The 15,960-nt window shown below is 72.1% G+C and carries 15 protein-coding genes; 7 read left to right on the top strand and 8 right to left on the bottom strand.

Annotation, left to right across the window (positions count from 1 at the left end):
* Positions 1 to 96 precede the first annotated feature (96 nt).
* The 7 genes from GPZ80_RS30620 to GPZ80_RS30590 are packed head-to-tail and all read right to left on the bottom strand — an operon-like array spanning position 97 to position 6,919.
* Complete coding sequence (locus GPZ80_RS30620; protein WP_187224588.1) at positions 97 to 1,413, bottom strand: FAD-dependent oxidoreductase; 1,317 nt, start codon at positions 1,411 to 1,413, stop codon at positions 97 to 99.
* Complete coding sequence (locus GPZ80_RS30615) at positions 1,410 to 1,811, bottom strand: DUF6917 domain-containing protein (RefSeq protein ID WP_187224587.1); 402 nt, start codon at positions 1,809 to 1,811, stop codon at positions 1,410 to 1,412. Before GPZ80_RS30615 ends, GPZ80_RS30620 begins: the two co-directional genes overlap by 4 nt.
* Positions 1,811 to 2,719: a Gfo/Idh/MocA family protein gene (locus tag GPZ80_RS30610; RefSeq protein WP_187224586.1), complete on the bottom strand. Its 909-nt coding sequence runs from the start codon at positions 2,717 to 2,719 to the stop codon at positions 1,811 to 1,813. The genes GPZ80_RS30615 and GPZ80_RS30610 overlap by 1 nt, the downstream gene beginning before the upstream one ends.
* Positions 2,719 to 3,831, bottom strand: coding sequence for an Ldh family oxidoreductase (locus GPZ80_RS30605; protein WP_187224585.1), 1,113 nt, complete (start codon positions 3,829 to 3,831; stop codon positions 2,719 to 2,721). Before GPZ80_RS30605 ends, GPZ80_RS30610 begins: the two co-directional genes overlap by 1 nt.
* Positions 3,818 to 5,110, bottom strand: a complete 1,293-nt coding sequence (locus tag GPZ80_RS30600) for a M20/M25/M40 family metallo-hydrolase (protein ID WP_187224584.1) — start codon at positions 5,108 to 5,110, stop codon at positions 3,818 to 3,820. The genes GPZ80_RS30605 and GPZ80_RS30600 overlap by 14 nt, the downstream gene beginning before the upstream one ends.
* Positions 5,097 to 5,933, bottom strand: a complete 837-nt coding sequence (locus GPZ80_RS30595; RefSeq protein ID WP_246477645.1) for a sugar phosphate isomerase/epimerase family protein — start codon at positions 5,931 to 5,933, stop codon at positions 5,097 to 5,099. Before GPZ80_RS30595 ends, GPZ80_RS30600 begins: the two co-directional genes overlap by 14 nt.
* A complete protein-coding gene (locus GPZ80_RS30590; RefSeq protein ID WP_187224583.1) occupies positions 5,933 to 6,919 on the bottom strand; it encodes a Gfo/Idh/MocA family oxidoreductase in 987 nt (328 codons plus the stop codon). The genes GPZ80_RS30595 and GPZ80_RS30590 overlap by 1 nt, the downstream gene beginning before the upstream one ends.
* 226 nt (positions 6,920 to 7,145) lie before the next feature.
* On the opposite strand from GPZ80_RS30590, the gene GPZ80_RS30585 reads away from it, so the two are divergent.
* Genes GPZ80_RS30585 through GPZ80_RS30555 form a run of 7 tightly spaced genes read left to right on the top strand, consistent with a single transcriptional unit; the run spans position 7,146 to position 14,533 of the window.
* Positions 7,146 to 8,366: a DegT/DnrJ/EryC1/StrS family aminotransferase gene (locus GPZ80_RS30585; protein WP_187224582.1), complete on the top strand. Its 1,221-nt coding sequence runs from the start codon at positions 7,146 to 7,148 to the stop codon at positions 8,364 to 8,366.
* The gene (locus GPZ80_RS30580) at positions 8,363 to 9,487 is read left to right on the top strand and encodes a DegT/DnrJ/EryC1/StrS family aminotransferase (RefSeq protein WP_187224581.1); all 1,125 of its coding nucleotides are present in this window, start codon (positions 8,363 to 8,365) and stop codon (positions 9,485 to 9,487) included. The genes GPZ80_RS30585 and GPZ80_RS30580 overlap by 4 nt, the downstream gene beginning before the upstream one ends.
* The gene (locus tag GPZ80_RS30575; protein ID WP_187224580.1) at positions 9,484 to 10,422 is read left to right on the top strand and encodes a UbiA family prenyltransferase; all 939 of its coding nucleotides are present in this window, start codon (positions 9,484 to 9,486) and stop codon (positions 10,420 to 10,422) included. Before GPZ80_RS30580 ends, GPZ80_RS30575 begins: the two co-directional genes overlap by 4 nt.
* The gene (locus tag GPZ80_RS30570) at positions 10,419 to 11,735 is read left to right on the top strand and encodes a protoporphyrinogen/coproporphyrinogen oxidase (protein ID WP_187224579.1); all 1,317 of its coding nucleotides are present in this window, start codon (positions 10,419 to 10,421) and stop codon (positions 11,733 to 11,735) included. The genes GPZ80_RS30575 and GPZ80_RS30570 overlap by 4 nt, the downstream gene beginning before the upstream one ends.
* On the top strand, positions 11,728 to 12,516 hold the full coding sequence (locus GPZ80_RS30565) for a class I SAM-dependent methyltransferase (RefSeq protein WP_312880662.1): 789 nt from the start codon (positions 11,728 to 11,730) through the stop codon (positions 12,514 to 12,516). The genes GPZ80_RS30570 and GPZ80_RS30565 overlap by 8 nt, the downstream gene beginning before the upstream one ends.
* The gene (locus tag GPZ80_RS30560; protein ID WP_187224577.1) at positions 12,513 to 14,093 is read left to right on the top strand and encodes a class I adenylate-forming enzyme family protein; all 1,581 of its coding nucleotides are present in this window, start codon (positions 12,513 to 12,515) and stop codon (positions 14,091 to 14,093) included. The genes GPZ80_RS30565 and GPZ80_RS30560 overlap by 4 nt, the downstream gene beginning before the upstream one ends.
* Positions 14,090 to 14,533 carry a carboxymuconolactone decarboxylase family protein gene (locus GPZ80_RS30555; RefSeq protein ID WP_187224576.1) on the top strand — a complete coding sequence of 148 codons (444 nt, stop codon included), beginning with the start codon at positions 14,090 to 14,092 and terminating at the stop codon, positions 14,531 to 14,533. The genes GPZ80_RS30560 and GPZ80_RS30555 overlap by 4 nt, the downstream gene beginning before the upstream one ends.
* Before the next feature lie 283 nt (positions 14,534 to 14,816).
* Here the strand turns inward: GPZ80_RS30555 and GPZ80_RS30550 are convergent, their stop codons facing one another.
* On the bottom strand, positions 14,817 to 15,857 hold the full coding sequence (locus GPZ80_RS30550) for a family 2 encapsulin nanocompartment cargo protein polyprenyl transferase (protein ID WP_187224575.1): 1,041 nt from the start codon (positions 15,855 to 15,857) through the stop codon (positions 14,817 to 14,819).
* Positions 15,858 to 15,960: the final 103 nt, after the last annotated feature.

Below are 15,960 nucleotides of genomic sequence, written 5' to 3'. Positions count from 1 at the left end.
CAGGTCTGCTTCGCCCGTGTCGACGGCGGAGACTCGCTGTCGCGAAATGCGAACTCACTGTCCTGAACGTTGGACTCACTGTCCTGAAGGTTGGACTCACTGTTCTGAACGTTGGACTCGCGGGTTGGTGGGGGTGGGGGCTAGGAAGGCGCGGGTGAGGAGGGTGGGGCGGAGGAGTTCGCGGGGGTGGGCGCGCATGTTCACCACGTCGAGGAAGCGGCGGGCCACGATCGGGTCGCTCAGGGTGGCGCGGTCGATGGCCCCGCTCACCGCGCGCATCAGTCGGTGGCCGCGTGGGCGTTCGGCGCGCAGGTGCGGGAGGGCGAGGTCGGCGGCCACGGAGGTCTGCCAAGCGGCGTCCACCAACACGCGCAGCCTGCGGAAGTACCCGTGGACATCCTCACCGGAGGCGAGCCACGCGCTCAGAGCCGAGGCGTGCAGAGCCGCCGACGGCATTCCCTGCCCGTACACCGGGTTGAACGACGCCACCGCGTCACCCACCGGGACCAGACCCGCGGGGAACCTGCGCAGCTCGTGGAAGTCCCGCCGGACGCTGTGCGGGTACCGGTAGACCGACACCGGTCCGGCAGGCTCGCATTCCCTTGCCAGAGCGGCGAACCCGGCCGCGGGCTCACGTTCGCAGCGTGCCCGGAACTCGTCCGGTGACCGACCCGGCCGCTGCGTCCCGTAGGCGGACACCGTGCAGATCCACCGGTCCCGGCCCGCTGGGGCGACCACGCTCACCCCGGGCTCGGCCGAGACCGCCGACCGGAGCGAGTGGACAGCCACCAGGTCGTCGAGGCGCTGTTCCGGGAATCGGCGGTACAGCGTGGTCGCGTAGCCGAGGTCGAGGCCCATCCGCCGCTTCGGCGGCGGGGCGAAGTCCAGCCGCCGAAGCCAGTCGCCCAGGCGGGACGAGCGCCCGGTGGCGTCGATGACGAGGTCGGCCGTGCCGACGCTTGCGCCTGATGCGAGGCGGACACCGTCCACCCGGCCCAGTCCGGCTGTCAGGCCGACCACCCGGTCGCGGACCAGCCGCACAGTCGGCAGCTTGAGCACGTCACCGCGCACGTGCCATTCCAGCAGCGGTCGCAGGACCGGCATCAGCGGGTCTCCCGGCACCGGCAGCCGCATCCCGCCGTCGACGAACATCCGGATCTCGCCGTGGGAATACCCCACCGCGCCGTCGAGGGCGAGGCGGTCGAACAGCGTCGGGAACCAGTGCGCGAACAGCTGTTGCGCCATGCCGAGCAGCACATGGAACTGGTCGCCGTGCGGGGTGCCCGCCCGGTTGGCAGCGTGGTCGGGCAAGTCGTCGGGCTCGACGATCACGACCTCGTCGGCGACGTCGTGCAGGACCCGCGCGGCGAGCAGACCCGCGAGGCTGCCGCCCGCGACGACCGCCCGCCTCATCTGCCTGCCGACTGGACGAAGTGGACAGCCGACTCCGGCCGCAGGGCGATCTCCTGGCCGGTCACCGGCGTCTCGCGGTGGATCAGGATGTTGTAGTGGTTCGGGAAGTGGCAGGCGTCGAACCCGAGGACGGTGCCGACGAGTTTGCCGCCGATCCGCACTTCGTCGCCACGGTCGATGACACCGCCATGGGAGATCTCGGTGAATCCGAGGAAGCCGACCCGGTCGATGCTGGGGTCGTCGACGCCGTGGTCGGTGGTGACCAGCTCGTGCACCTCGCCCTGGCGCACGCACCGGCTGGCGAACTCCTCCAGCCGCATGCCCCGGTCGTCGCGGCTGTGCACCAGCACCTTGACCAGCACGCCCGCCACTGAACGCTTGTCGCCGTCCTCGATCATCAACGACCCCCCACGCTCAGCTCGGCGCGGTACACCGCGTCGACCAGTTCCAGGGCGGACAGTCCCGCGCCGTCCTCGCCGCCGACGTGCACCGCGCGGGCGAAGTCCCGCAGCACCCCCGAGTACTCGTGCCACAGCGACTGCTTGAAGCCGGGGAACCCGGTGAGCATGTCCGCCCGCCGCACCGTGCCGTCGGCGAGCCGGACCTCGACGTCCTTGGTCTCGCCCTCGTGGCTCCAGTCGAGTTCCACGACCGCCTCGGCGCCGGACGCCGCGGTGAGCCGGATCTCCGCCTGCCGGTCCACCCCGGCCTCGTCGCGGCGCACCTCGGCGTCGGACAGGGCCAGCGGGCCGAGGAACAGGCGGGCGAGGTCGAACGCGTTGGGACCGTTGTCGGCCACGCACCCGCCGCCGCAGCGCGCCGGGTCGAGGTACCAGCGGTCGTCGCCCACGTGGTCCTCGATGCGTTCGAGGTACCGGATCCGCACGGACTCGATCGGGACGTCGCCGGGGAGTCCGTCGAGCAGCGCCCGCACCCGCGCGTTGTAGCGCCGATGGAACGCGGTGAACAGGACAGCGGCCCGCGCCGCGGCGAGTGTGGCGAGTTCGCGGCCGTCGTCGAGGGTTATCGCCAGGGGTTTCTCCACGCACACGGGCAGTCCCGCGTCGAGCAGGTCGCGGCACACCGGCGCGTGCCGGTCGTTGGGCACCGTCACCACGACCGCGTCCAGCCCGCCCGCGGCCATCATGTCGCGGTGGTCGGACCAGCACGGCACCTCGTCGCGGTAGGGCGCCAGCGCCTCCGGCCGCACGTCGCACACCGCGCCCAGGCTCAGCGGCCCGCTTTCGCGCAGCACCGCCAGGTAGAACCGGGAGATCACCCCGATTCCCACGACACCGATCCGCATCAGCACTCCTCCGGCAGATCCAGGCCGAACCGGTCGGCGACGGACCGCAACTCGGCGTAGACGTCGCGCTCAAGTGGGACACCCAACTCCGCCGCCTCGGCGGCGTGCCGCGCCTCGGGGCAGCCCGGGTAGGAGACGGCGTCGCCGGGGCGAAGCGGCGGGCAGCCCAGCAGGGAGCCGAACAGCGAACCGGCGTCGCGCTGGAAGTCGCCGGGCTCACGCAGCGCGCCGGGCGCGATGGCCAGCAGCAGCAGGCCGATGTCGTCGTCGGGCGCGTGGTCCGCGGCCAGTGCGGCGGGCGAGGGGCCAAGGCCCGCGCCGGGCACCAGGGCGGCCAGCACCTCCACCATCAGCCCGAGCCCGAAACCCTTGTACGCGGTCGATCCCGTGCCACCCAGCCAGGTCAGGTGCGCCTCGCCCGCGTCGAAGCGGGCGGGGTCGGTGACGTGGGCGCCGGTGTCGTCGGCCAGCCAGCCCGCCGGAATCGGCTCGCCCGCGCGTGCCGCCGCCCGCACCTTGCCGGTGGGTGCCGTGGTCGTGCTCATGTCCAGTAGGAACGGCGGGTGCGCGCCCGCGGGCGCGGCGACGCTGAGCGGGTTGGTGCCCAGCATCGGGACCCGGCCACCCGGTGGGCGGGCGATGCGCTGGTGGCCGCAGTTCGCCGCGACCACGCCGATCATCCCGTGCTCGACCGCGCGCAGCGCGTGTGGACCCGCACAGCCGAAGTGGGTCGCGCCGCGCACGGACACCATGCCGATGCCGTGTTTCGCCGCGCGCTCGGCCGCGAGGTCCATCGCCTCGCCGGCGAGCCACAGTCCGAGCGCGCCCTGGGCGTCGAGCAGGACCGTGGCGCCGAGGTCGGTGAGCACCCGCGGCTCGGCGTCGGACCGCGACCGGCCTGAGGACAGCAGCGGCAGGTAGATCCGGGTCAGGTTGGCCAGCCCGTGCGACGCCGCGCCCGTGATGTCGCCATGACACAGTGCCGCCGCCGCAGCTCTCGCGCGTCCGGCGGGGACGCCGTTGGCGGTGAAGACCGCGGCGGTGAACGCCAGCAGGCCTTCGCGCGGCACCCGGACCCTGGTCGAGGGAGGCGCGATGTCAAGGTCGGTCATCCTGGTCCGTTCTCGTCGGGACATCGGCGAAGGCGAGCAGCACCCGCGATACCTGCGCGGCGAACGCCGACAGGTCGGCCAGCTCGGCGAATTCGCCTTCGGCGTGCGCGTTGTTGGCGGCGAGGTCGCCAGGGCCGAGCACCGCGGTGGCGGCGCCGGGCACCCCGGACATCCAGATGGCGTCACACGTGAAGGCGGGCTCGTGGTCGGGCCAGCGCGGCACACCGGCGGCGGCCATGGTCGCGTCGAGACCGGGGGTCGGTCCGGACAGCGTCGGCAGCCCGCGCTTGACCCAGTCCACTGTGGTCACCGAGCGGGCTTCGGCGGCGGTGCGGGCGAACTCGGGCTGGTCGGCGAACAGGGCGCCGAACCGCTCGACCCCGCCCGCCACCGCGCGGTCGAGCGTGCCGGTCAGCCGGGCGCCCGCGGACTCGGTGGCGTAGGCCAGGTTCACCAGCAGGTCGCCCGCGCCGTAGACCCGGTTGTGCGCCGTTCCGGTGTGCAGGCCCGCGATGCAGGCGTGGCCGTCGGCGTCGCCGCGGAGTTCACCGGCGAGGTGCTGGGCCAGGAAACCGAGCAGGACGGTCGCGTTGTGCCCGTCGCCCGGCCGGTCGTCGATCGCGCCGAACCCCTCGACCCGGACCCGGGCGGTGGCAGACGCGGTGGCGCGCGGCAGGTAGCGCAGGCCGGTCGGCTCGCAGAACACGTTGAGGGCGCCGAAGTACCCGCGCTCGATGAGCGGCCGGGTCCCGAAGGTGCCCATGGCGCCGCCCTCCTCGCCCGACACGGCCTGGACCAGCACCGACACGTCGTTGCCGATGCGCTGGTCGCGCGCGGCGGCGTCGCGGATGCCCGCGAGCAGCGCCACCGCCGGTCCCTTCGCGTCGATCGCGCCGCGGCCGCGGAACACCTCGCCGTCGAACGACACCGGCTCCATGCCCGACACGGTGTCGAGGTGCACGTTGAACATCACCGTGCGCGCGCGTGGGCGCTCCCGGCCCAGCCGCAGGACCAGGTTCGGCTGCCCGTCGAGAAACCCGGCGTGCCGCGCGGCCTCGCGCACGAACGTCGGGACGTCCGGCCTGCGCAGCTCCGAGAGGTCGGCGGGAGCGTGGTGCAGCACCTCGAACTCGGGAGCGGACTCGGCGTAGGCGAACTGGGCGTCCCACAGCCGGGCGGGCTCGGCGGTCTCCAGCGGACCGGCCGTGGGCAGCTCCAGCAGCCGCACCAACAGCTTGTGGTCGGCGTCGGTCAGCTCGGCCACGTCACCGGTCCGCATCGAAGAGAAGGGACTCAAGCGCCAGCCCGGCCGCGATGAACCCGTCGGCCGACCCGGTGCCGCCGCGGTCGGAGTGCGGGACCAGGTTCAGGTGCGGCTCGATGGACAACGCTCCCTGGTATCCGTTGGCGGCCAACAGCTCCAGGCATGCGGCGACCTGCGCGTCGCCTTGCCCGGGAACGGTCCACGCCGGGCCGAAGAGCCCGTCCGCGCCGTCCTTGATGTGGACGTGCGCGACGTGCTCGACCAGTTCGGTGAGCATCGCGAGCCCCGAGTACCCGTAGGCCACGCCGTTGCCGGTGTCGAACAGCAGCCGCAGCGCCGGGCTGTCGGCCTCGGCCAGCAGATCCAGCGCGTGCTTGGCGTTCGCGCCCGCCCAGCCCGCGCAGTTCTCGTGCAGCAGGACCAGACCGTGCTGCTCGGCCCGCGCGGCCAGCTCGCGCACCCGGCGCAGCACCCGGCGCTCCCACTCCGCGTCGGCCAGCCCGCCGTTCGGGTACGACATGATCCGCACGTACCGGGTGCCCAGCGCGGCGCAGCGGGGGCCGAGGGTGCGCAGCTCCTCGAGGTCGCGGCCGAAGTCGCCGGTGATGGTGCTCGACCAGTCGCCGATGCGGGAGTCGACGCACACCGTGTGCAGCCCGCGCTCGGCGAGCGTGGCCGCCACCAGGTCGAACGCGCGGTCGTCGAGGTCGGCGATCGCGGTGCCGCCGACCGTGCGCAGCTCGATGGCGTCCCACTCCAGCGCTGCGATGGCGGCCACCTGGTCGGCGAGCTCGGGTCCGGCTTCGTCGCCGATCCCCGCGAGGACCGGCATCGACATCACCGGCTCGCCCCTTCCGGCACGGCGGCGGGGGAGATGCCGGAGAGCCGCTTGGCGGCGCTGATCAGCTCGACGACCGCGGCGCCGGTGTCGGGCTCGTCGGCGATGCGGTCCTCGCCGGCGAAGTGCCGGTAGGCGTGGGCGAGGAAGGCGCCGAGCGAGTCGTCGCGGAACACCGAGCGCAGCTGCTGGCCCTGGGTGCTGACGCGCAGCTGGGCGTGGTCGTCGGCGGCGCTCACCGCGAAGTGGCCGACCACCGTGCCGCCGTCTAGGTCGATGGTGACCTTCCGCTCCCGGACCGGGGACGTGAGGTCGGTGCGGATCTCGGTGCGCACACCGCTGTGGTGGCGCAGCCGCAGCACCGCGCCGCCGAGCGAGGGGTACACGTTCTCGCCGAGCAGCATGTCCGAGCACTGCGCGCCGAGGACCTCGGCCGGGCCCGCGAGCAGCAACGCCAGCAGCACCGAGTGGGGGACCTCGACGTCGAACGCGCTGGGGTGGTCGTCGCCGAGCGCGGTGCGGGTGAACCGGGGCTTGCTCTGCACGATGGTGATCGACCTGGGCCTGCCCAGCCCGCGCTCACGCAGGATCGCGGCGAGCCGCTTCGTCAGCTCGCTCGCGCGCCACTGGCCGACCGGCAGCAGGTCGAGACCCGCGGCGTCGCGCAGCGCCAGCACCTCGCGCAGGTCTCGGTCGTCGGCGGCCAGCGGCTTCTCGACCAGCACCCGGCGGAAGCCCAACTCGGCCAGCGCGGTCAGCGGGGCGACCCGGGCCGACGGCGGGGTGCACAGGTGCACGACGGTGTTCGCCGGGTCGATGAGCCGGGCGGCGTGCGGCAGCGAGTCGGCGACGGTGACACCGTCGGTCCGCGCCGTCCGATAGGGATCGAAGACGACCACAGGGGCGTCGGGGCGCAGCAGGCGCAGCACCGGCAGGTGCAGCTCCGTCCCCGCTCGACCGAGTCCCACGACGAGCGTGCCCAGCATCGGTTGCTGCCTCCTGCGCGGGATCGGGTGACGCCCGTCAACACTGGTGGCGGGCGGAGGCGGTGTCAACGCGGATCAGACACCGCCACACGTCCGTGTGATCTTTGGATTCCGTTGCGGTTCAACGAATGCCGTCTGGCTAGGTTGGAATGGGGTCGCGCCGCAGCCGAGGAAGTTTCACCACTGAGCCGCGTCGGAAAGAACACGCAGTCCGGAAAGGACACGCATGGAGCACGCCGCGACGTTCGCGGAACCCGCCGCGCAGGCCCCCGGCGCCCCCGGTGACAGAGAAGTCACTGTCCCCTTCTTCACCCAGGCCACGTCGTTCGCGAACCTCTGGCCCCAGATCCAGGCCAACCTCAACGCGGTCATCGACCGGGGTAAGTACTCCCACGGCCACCTCGTCGCGGAGTTCGAGGCCGTGCTGGCCGAGCGTATCGGCGCCGCGCACGTCATCGGGGTCAACTCCGGCACCGACGCCCTGGTCCTGCTCCTGCGCGCGGCGGGCCTCGGCCCGGGCGACGAGGTCGTCGTCCCCGCGTTCAGCTTCGTCGCCTCGGCGTCGTCGGTGGCCCTGGCCCAAGGGCGGCCCGCCTTCGCCGACATCGACCCGGTGACCTACAGCATCGACCCGGCCTCGGCGGCCGACGCCATCACCGACCGCACCCGGATGATCATGCCGGTGCACTTGTTCAGCCAGCTCGCCGACATGGCCGCGATCGCGGAGCTCGCCGAGCAGTACGCGCTGACCGTCGTCGAGGACAGCGCCGAGGCGATCGGCATGCGCTGGGACGGCGTGCACGCGGGGCTGCTGGGCACCGGCGGTGTGCTGTCGTTCTTCCCGACCAAGACCCTCGGCGCCCTTGGCGACGCGGGCGCGGTCGTCACCAACGACGACCGGATCGCCGAGACCGTCGCCGCGCTGCGCCACCACGGCCGGTTCGGCCGCACCCTCGACCACTTCCCGGGCATCAGCAACGAGACCGTGCTGCCCGGCTTCAACAGCAAGATGGACGACTTCCAGGCCGCCATCCTGCTCGCCAAACTGACCCGGCTCGACGCCGACATCGCCCGCCGCGCCGAACTCGCCGCGGCCTACACCGAGCGCCTCACCGGCTGCCCCGGCGTGCGCAGGCTGCCGACCGTGGTCGAGCGCGAGGTCAAGACCGACGCCGTGTTCTACGTGTACCTGATCGAGGTCGAGCGCCGCGACGACCTGGTCGCCCACCTGGCCGCGAACGGGGTCACCACCGAGACGTACTACCCCGTCCCGCTGCACCGCCAGCCGTGCTTCGCCGAGTTGGGCCACCGCGCGGGCGAGTTCCCCAACGCCGAGGCCGCCTGCGCCCACGCCGTAGCCCTGCCGCTCTACCCCGACCTGACCGACAGCCAGGTCGACCGGGTGTGCGAGCTGATCCGGGCTTTCTACACCGGGAGCAGGCCGTGACCCTTCCCTTCTTCCCACCCGACCTGTTCGACGACGACCGCGAGCTGCTGCTCGACACCGTGCGTCGGGTCGGGCTGGCCGAGGAGCAGAAGTTCATCCTCGGCGAGCGCACCGCCAGGTTCGAGGCGGCGTTGCGCGAGCAGCTCGGCGCGGTCGACGTGGTGGCGTGCGGCAGCGGCACGACCGCCCTGATGCTGGTGTTGCGGTCGATGGACATCGGCCCGGGCGACGAGGTCGTCGTGCCCGCGTTCGGCTGCGCGCCGCTGGCCGCGTCGGTGGTCAACGTCGGCGCGACGCCGGTGTTCGCCGACGTGCACCCATGGACGATGGTGGTCGAGCCCTACGAGGTCGAGCAGGCGATCACCGGCCGGACCGCGGCGATCATGCCCGCGCACATGTTCTCGGTGATGGCCGACATGCCGACCATGCGCGCGTTGGCCGAGCGGCACGACGTGCGGCTGATCGAGGACTCCGCGGTCGCCCAAGGCGGTGTGCTGGACGGGGTTCCGGCCGGTCGCTGGGGTGAGGCCGGGGTGTTCTCGTTCGTGCAGGTCAAGACGTTCGGCTCGATCGGCGAGGGCGGCGCGGTCGTCACCGACGACGAGGAGATCGGGCAGCGGGTGCGGATGCTGCGCAACCACGGCCAGGACGGCAAGCAGCGGTTCGTGCACCACATGATCGGCTTCAACAGCCGGTTCGACGAGATCATGGCCGAGTTCCAGCTGCACCGGCTGGCCGGGCTGTCGGGCAGGCTCGAACGCCGGGCGCAGATCGCCGACTACTACACCGAGCGGTTCAGCGGTCTGGTCGAGCGTGGGATCCAACCGCCGCCCACCGGCCGCGAAGGTCGCTGCTTCTACGTGTACTCGCTGCTCGCCGACCGCCGCGACGAGCTCAAGCGGCACCTCACCGAGCAGGGCGTCGGCACACACGTCTACTACCCGTCGCCGCTGCCCGCGCAGCCCGCGTTCGCCGAGTACGCGCCGCCGGGGCGGTTCTGGCCACACGCCGAGCTCGCCGGCGCCCGGATCCTGGCGCTGCCCATCTACCCGCACCTGACCGACGCCCAGGTGGAACACATCGCCGACGCGGTCTGTGCCTTCCCGGGAGGACGACCATGACGGCGATCACCGACGTCATGCCCGGCCGGGCCGGGGTCTACGCCCGGCTGGCCAAGCTCGACGTCTGGGATTACTACCTGGCCCTGCCGCTCGCCTGGTCGATCATCGGACCCGCCGCGTGGGCGCAGCCAGGCGTGCTCGGGATGCTCGCGCTGTTCGGAATCGGCACGGTGTTCGTGGTGGCCTCGGCGGTCACGTTCGACGACGTGACCGGGTTCATCGATGGCAGCGACAGCGCCAACTACGGGCCGCACGCGCCCGCCCGCAAGCTCGCGCGCAAGCCACTGCTCACCGGCGAGATCACCGTGGTCGAGGCGGTGCGCTTCGGCTGGTGCGCGGCGGCGGCGGGCGCGGTGTTCTGGGCGCTGGCGGCACTCGTGGCGCCGTTCAGTCTTCTGTGGACGATCGGGCTCGCCACCCTGTGCCTGGTGACGGCGGTCCAGTACTCGTGGGGCCTGAAGATCAGCTACCGCGGGTGGCAGGAGGTCTTCCTGGCCGGTTTCGGCATCGGCCTGGTGCTCTGCGCGGTCGGCTTCGCCACCGGGACCGTCAGCGGCTTCGGCATCGTGCAGGCCGTCCTGTTCGGACTCGGGCCGCTCATGTTCGGCGTCTACTCCAACACCCGCGACGCGGCGGGCGACGCGGCGGTGGGTCGGCCCACGGTGGCCGCCTTGACCACTGAGAACGAGAACCGGCTGTTCATCGCGGGGCTCACGGTCGCCGAGATCGCGCTGATCGTGGCCGCCGCCGGGCTCGGCGCGGCCCCGTGGTGGTTCTCCCTGGTGATGCTGCCCGCGATCGTCCTGCGGGTGGCCCAACTGCACCGCGGCATCGGGTTGGGCGACCTGCTCGGGGCGCGCACGCTCGGACTGCGCGCGCACCGGCTGACCACGGCGCTGCTCATCGCGGTCAACCTCGTCGGAGCCTGGTCGTGACCGCGGACCTGGACGTCGCCATCGTCGGCGCGGGCGTCGCGGGGCTGTCCCTGGCTTTCCGACTGCGCCAAGCCGGGCGCTCGGTGCACGTGTTCGAGTCGGCCGCGCACATCGGCGGCCGGATGCGCAGCGTGCGTCGCGAGGGCTACCTCATCGACACCGGCGCCGAGATGATCGGCACCCACGGCTACCCGGCCACCTGGCGGCTGATGCGCGATCTCGGAATGTCCGAAGAGGACACGCCGCTGATCGGGGGCGACCTCGCGATGTGGCGCGAGGGCAGGCCGCACCCACACGTCGGCGACCCGCGCGCGATGGTGAGCGGCGCGGGACTGACCGCGGCGGGCCGGGCGAGCCTGGCCAAGCTGATGGCGACGGCGGCGGCGCGCAAGCGCTCGTTCGACGTCGACCGCCCGGAGCGCACCCCGCTCGGCGTCACGACGGTCCGGGAGTTCACCCGGCGGCACCACCCCGACGTCCACGACTACCTGCTGCAGCCGCTGTGCGGCGGATTCTTCGGCTGGGACACCGATCACGCCGCGGCCGGGCCCTTGCTGAGCCACCTGCTCGCCGTCGGCCCGACCAAGTCGTTCCGCACGTGGCGCGACGGGATGGACACTCTCGCCCGAGTGCTCGCCTCTCGGGTCGAGGTGAGCACGGGCGTCGCGGTCCAGGAAGTCACGCAGACACCGGAAGGCGCGCGCATCACCGTCGACGGCGCTGTTTTGACCGCGCGGCAGGTGGTGCTGTGCGTGCCCGCGCCGGTGGCTGTGGACCTGCACGCGGGGGCGCCGGACTTCGTGCGCGCGTGCGAGTTCCGGCCGATGGTCAAGGTGGTGTGCCTGCTCGACCGGCCCATCGGGGTGGGCGGCGCGTCGTGGGCGGTGTCGGTGCCCGCCGTGGAGAACCCCGCGTTCGCCGGGTTCATCCTCGACGACCGCAAGCACCCGGAACGGGTGCCGCCCGGGCGCGGCATGGTGACGCTCTTCGCCGGGGCGGGCGCGGAACGGCTGCTCGACCTGTCCAACGACGAGGTCGTCGACACGCTGGTCCGGCAGGCGGCGCGCTACCTGCCCGACCTCGCCGCCGCGTGCCGGGTGTCGGTGGTGGTGCGCTTCCGGCACGGCCTGCCGATGCCGACCGCGGCCTCGCTGGCGACGCGCGAGGAGTTCGTCCGCAGGCCGGTGTCATCCATCGACTACGCGGGCGACTGGTGTGTGCAGCGGCCCAGCAGTGAGGGTGCGGTGCGGTCCGCCGAACTCGTGGCGCGCCGGATCACGGCCGACAATCCGCTGGCGGTGCTCCGTGGCTGACGCGGCGGCTCCCATCCGGTACGTCTTCGGCACGGCGTTCGACCGTGAGGAGGAGCGCCTCGCCCACGGGGAGGCGTTGTGGGACAGGGGAACGATCGAGAAGCTCAGCCACCTGGGCGTCGACGAGACGTGGCACTGCCTGGAGGTCGGCGCGGGCCGTGGGTCCGTCGCGGCGTGGCTGGCGGCGCGGGGGGCGGAGGTCACCGCGGTCGACCTCGACATCTCCCGGCTCGGCAGGCTCGGCGCGCTGGGCGTCGCCCTGTGGGAACTCGACATCAGCCGCGACCCGCTGCCGGAGGGCGCGTACGACCTCATCCACGCGCGGCTGGTGATGCAGCACGTCGGCGACCGTGCGGCGGCTGTGCGCGGGATGTGCCGGGCGTTGCGGCCCGGCGGGTACCTGGTCCTGGAGGACACGGACACGACGTCGCTGTTCAGCCATGTCGACGGCGAGTTCCACGCCTTGGTCAAGCGCGCGGCCTACGACGTCATGATCGACGCAGGCTACCACCCGCGGTGCGGGCTCCTCGATGTCGACCTCGTGGAGGCGGCGGGACTGTCGAGCGTGCACGCGGACGGCCGCGCGGAGGTGGTGCGCGGCGGCAGTGACGGCGCGCGGTGGTTCGCGCTGTGGCTGGAGCATCTGCGGCCCGCCATGGTCGCGCGCGGCTCGGTGTCCGATGTGGACATCGACCTGGCGGTGTCGGACCTCGCCGACCCCCGGCACCGCTGGTTGTCCCAGGTGATGGTCACGGTCACCGGCAGGAAGGACGACCGATGAAGCCCACGGACCTCGGCACCCTGTTCGACGACCTGGTCGACCGCGGCGTCCGCACGATCGTCGAGCTGAGCAGGCCGCTGGACATCGCGCCCAACCACGGAACCCAGTACACCGTCCCGCAACTGGCCGCTCTGGTGCGTGGCGCGGCGGGTTGGCTGCACGCGGCGGGAGTGCGGCCCGGCGACCCGGTGGCGGTGGTCAAGGAGAACCACTGGGACTATGTGCTGCTCGCCTGCGCCGCCGCGCGGATCGGCGCGGTGCCCGCGCTGCTGTCCGACCACGTGCCGCCGCCCGCGCTGCAGCTGCTGCTGAAGCGGCTGGACCCGGTGTTGCTGGTCACCACGCGTGCCGTCCTCGACCGCGCCCGCGACGCCGAGACCGACCTGCTGGGCTTCACCCGGCGCACCCTCACCCTGGACGGACCGCACCCAGGCGCCCTGGACCTGGAGAACCTGCGCGGCAAGGAACCGCCGCCGCCGGTGCTGCGGGACGTGGACGAGCCGTTGGTGATCAACCACACCTCCGGGACGACCGGCACGCCGAAGCTCGTCATCCACAGCACCCGCACCCTTGTCCACGGTCTGTCCGCCACGGAGGCGACCCGCCTGCCGGTGGTGTCGAGCCGCCCGAACGACACGGTGTGCTCGTCGATTGCCTTCTGCCACGGCCGGGCCATTCCCTGGACCGCGGCCGTGTTGTGGTTGGCGCCCCGCAAAGTCGTCATCATCCCCGACGCCGCAGACGCCGAACGCACCCTGCGCGCGCACCCGCCGACGACCCTCGAAGCGCTGCCGTCGACATTCGTCCGCTGGCAGCCCCTCGCCCAACGAGCTGACAACCCGTTCAAGAACGTGCGCCTCTACGTCAGCACCTTCGACGCGATGCACCCGCCCACGGTCCGCACCTTCCTGGGCGCGACGGCGCGGCGGCCACTGTGGGTGCAGGTGTGGGGCCAGACCGAGACGGGTCCACTCACCTTCCGCTTCCTCACCCGCCGCTCCGTAGCCCACCGCGAAGCGCGCCATCCGACCACCCGCAACCTGGGCAGACCCGCCCCGGGCCGAGTCCGCCTGCGCGTGGTCGATCCGCGCACGTTCCAACCGGTGCCCACCGGCCGCCCCGGCCTGGTGCTGGCGCGCACGGCGGTGCGGTGCCTTGGGTACGTGGGTGAGCAGGAACGCTGGCAGGACAAGGTAAACGACGGCTGGTGGAACACCGGCGACATCGGCGTCCGCACCCGGACAGGGGCGTACCTGTTGCTGGACCGGGAAGTCGACGTCATCCCCGGCCAGAGCTGCGTCGAACTGGAAGACGTCATCGAGGACCGCCTGCCCGCCGTCACCGAGTGCGTGGTCCTCGGAACGCCTGGTCAGCTACCGGTGCCGGTGTTGGTCACCACCGGCGTCAACCAAGCGGAGTGGAACCACGCGGTACGGGACCTCCCGGCCCTGGCCGACCCGGTGGTGATGTCCTGGGACGACGTCCCCCGCACCGGAACGGGCAAGGTCCGCCGGATGGAACTGCGCACCCTGATCAGACGAGGCAACGACACTTTCGGAACCGGCCGCTGGACATGAGAATCCAACCGACGACCCTCGCCCCCGAGCTGTACCGCAAGCTGGTGGACCTGCACCTGGCGGTCGACAAGCAGGCGGTCGAGGCGGGGGTGGAGCGGTCACTGCTGGAACTGGTGAGAATCCGCGCCTCCCAACTGAACGGCTGCGCCTTCTGCGTGGACATGCACACCACGGCAGCCATGGAGGCAGGCGAAACCCCGCGCCGCCTGCACGCGTTGCCCGTCTGGGCAGGAACGGGCTTCTTCTCCGACCGAGAACGAGCGGCCCTGGCCCTGGCGGAGTCGGTGACGCTGCTGTCGGAGCGGCGGGTGCCGGAGGTGGTCTACGGGCGGGCGGAGGAGGAGTTCGACAAGGACCAGCTGGCACAGCTGATCTGGGCCATCACCGTGGTGAACACCTTCAACCGACTCGCGGTCATCGCCGAACTTCAGCCGCAGTAAGACGGACAGCCCCGACAACCAGGCCCCTGGCCTGGAAGCACCTGGTCCAGCGGTAACCCGCGCACACCCAGTGCCGCCGGTGAGCGAGTTGGCCTCGCCGCGGAACCGCTGGGCCAGTCCGGCGAGCACCAAGGCGTCCAATCGCCCGCGCACGCTTGTCCAATCTCGTTGCGGAGCCAGTCGTGCCTTGTCGACGTCGGGCGTGGTTCGTTAGGTCTTGACCGGCCGGGCATCCCCGGATGCCGGGCCGTTCCGAACTCTTTCCGTGCGGCCGTGGGCCGTGTCAGTGGTCTCGGTGGCTGATCATTTGGGCCAGCGCGTGGAGTTCTGCCGTGGCTCGGGGAGTGACGGCGGCGGCTCGGACGTGGTTGAGGGCTTCGGTGAGGACTTCGTCGGCGTGGGTTTGGGCCCAGGTTCGGGCTCCTGTGCGGTCGATGAGTTCCGCTGCCCGACCCAGGTCGGTGGGGGTCAGGGGGGTTCGGCGGTGGTAGAGGGCTGCCAGGTCGCGGGCTGCTGTGGTGGCTGAGGCGAGGGCGGCCACCACGGGGAGGGACTTCTTGCGGTTGTCGAGGTCGGAGTAGACCGGCTTTCCCGTTGCCTCGGGATCACCCCAGATGCCGAGTAGGTCGTCCACCAGTTGGAAGGCCAGGCCGAGGCGTTCGCCGTAGCCGCGGAGGTGGTCGACCTGGGTGGGGGTGCCGCCGCCGAACAGGGCGCCCAGGGCGGTGGAGCAGCCGAGTAGGGCGCCGGTCTTTCCTTCGGCCATGCGAACGCATTCGGCCAGGTCGACGTCGGCGCGCTTCTCGAAGGCGAGGTCCGCCGCCTGGCCCTCCTGCACGGCGAGGACGGCCGCCGACATCAGCCGTGAGCCCGCTTGCGCCCGGGGGTGCTCACTGGCCGCCAGGACGTCGTAGGCCAAGGTCAGAAGGGCGTCGCCTGCCAGGATGGCTGGGCCCAGGCCGAAGACGCTCCACGCCGTGGGACGGTGGCGCCGGGTGCGGTCGCCGTCCATGACGTCGTCGTGCAGGAGGGTGAAGTTGTGCACCAGTTCGACCGCGACGGCGGCGGGGACGGCCATGGCCGCCGCCCCGCCGACCGCCTCCGCCGTGGTCAGCACCAGCGCTGGGCGGACTGCTTTGCCCGCGTCCGCGGTCGTCGCCCAGCCGTGCTCGTCCCACCACCCGAAGTGATAGCCGGCTATCCGCCGCACGGACTGGGGGAGCGTGTCCACAGCGGCGCGCAGAGCGGGGTCTAACAGGGTTCGGCTTTGGGCGAGCACCTCGCGTGCGGAGCGGAAGCCGGTGATCACCTCGGTGGTGGACATTGTGGTGGCGGATCTCCTCGTTAATGGTCCACTGTGGACATTATGGTGGTTCCGGGCCCGGTCAGCCCAGGCCGATCTGGACGTTGTCGAGCACGCCGAGCGC

It is taken from the genome of Actinokineospora xionganensis, from assembly GCF_014323725.1.
Lineage (GTDB): Bacteria > Actinomycetota > Actinomycetes > Mycobacteriales > Pseudonocardiaceae > Actinokineospora > Actinokineospora xionganensis.
The sequence above is the reverse complement of the archived record's forward strand: the minus strand, read 5'-3'. Positions and strand labels throughout refer to the sequence as shown.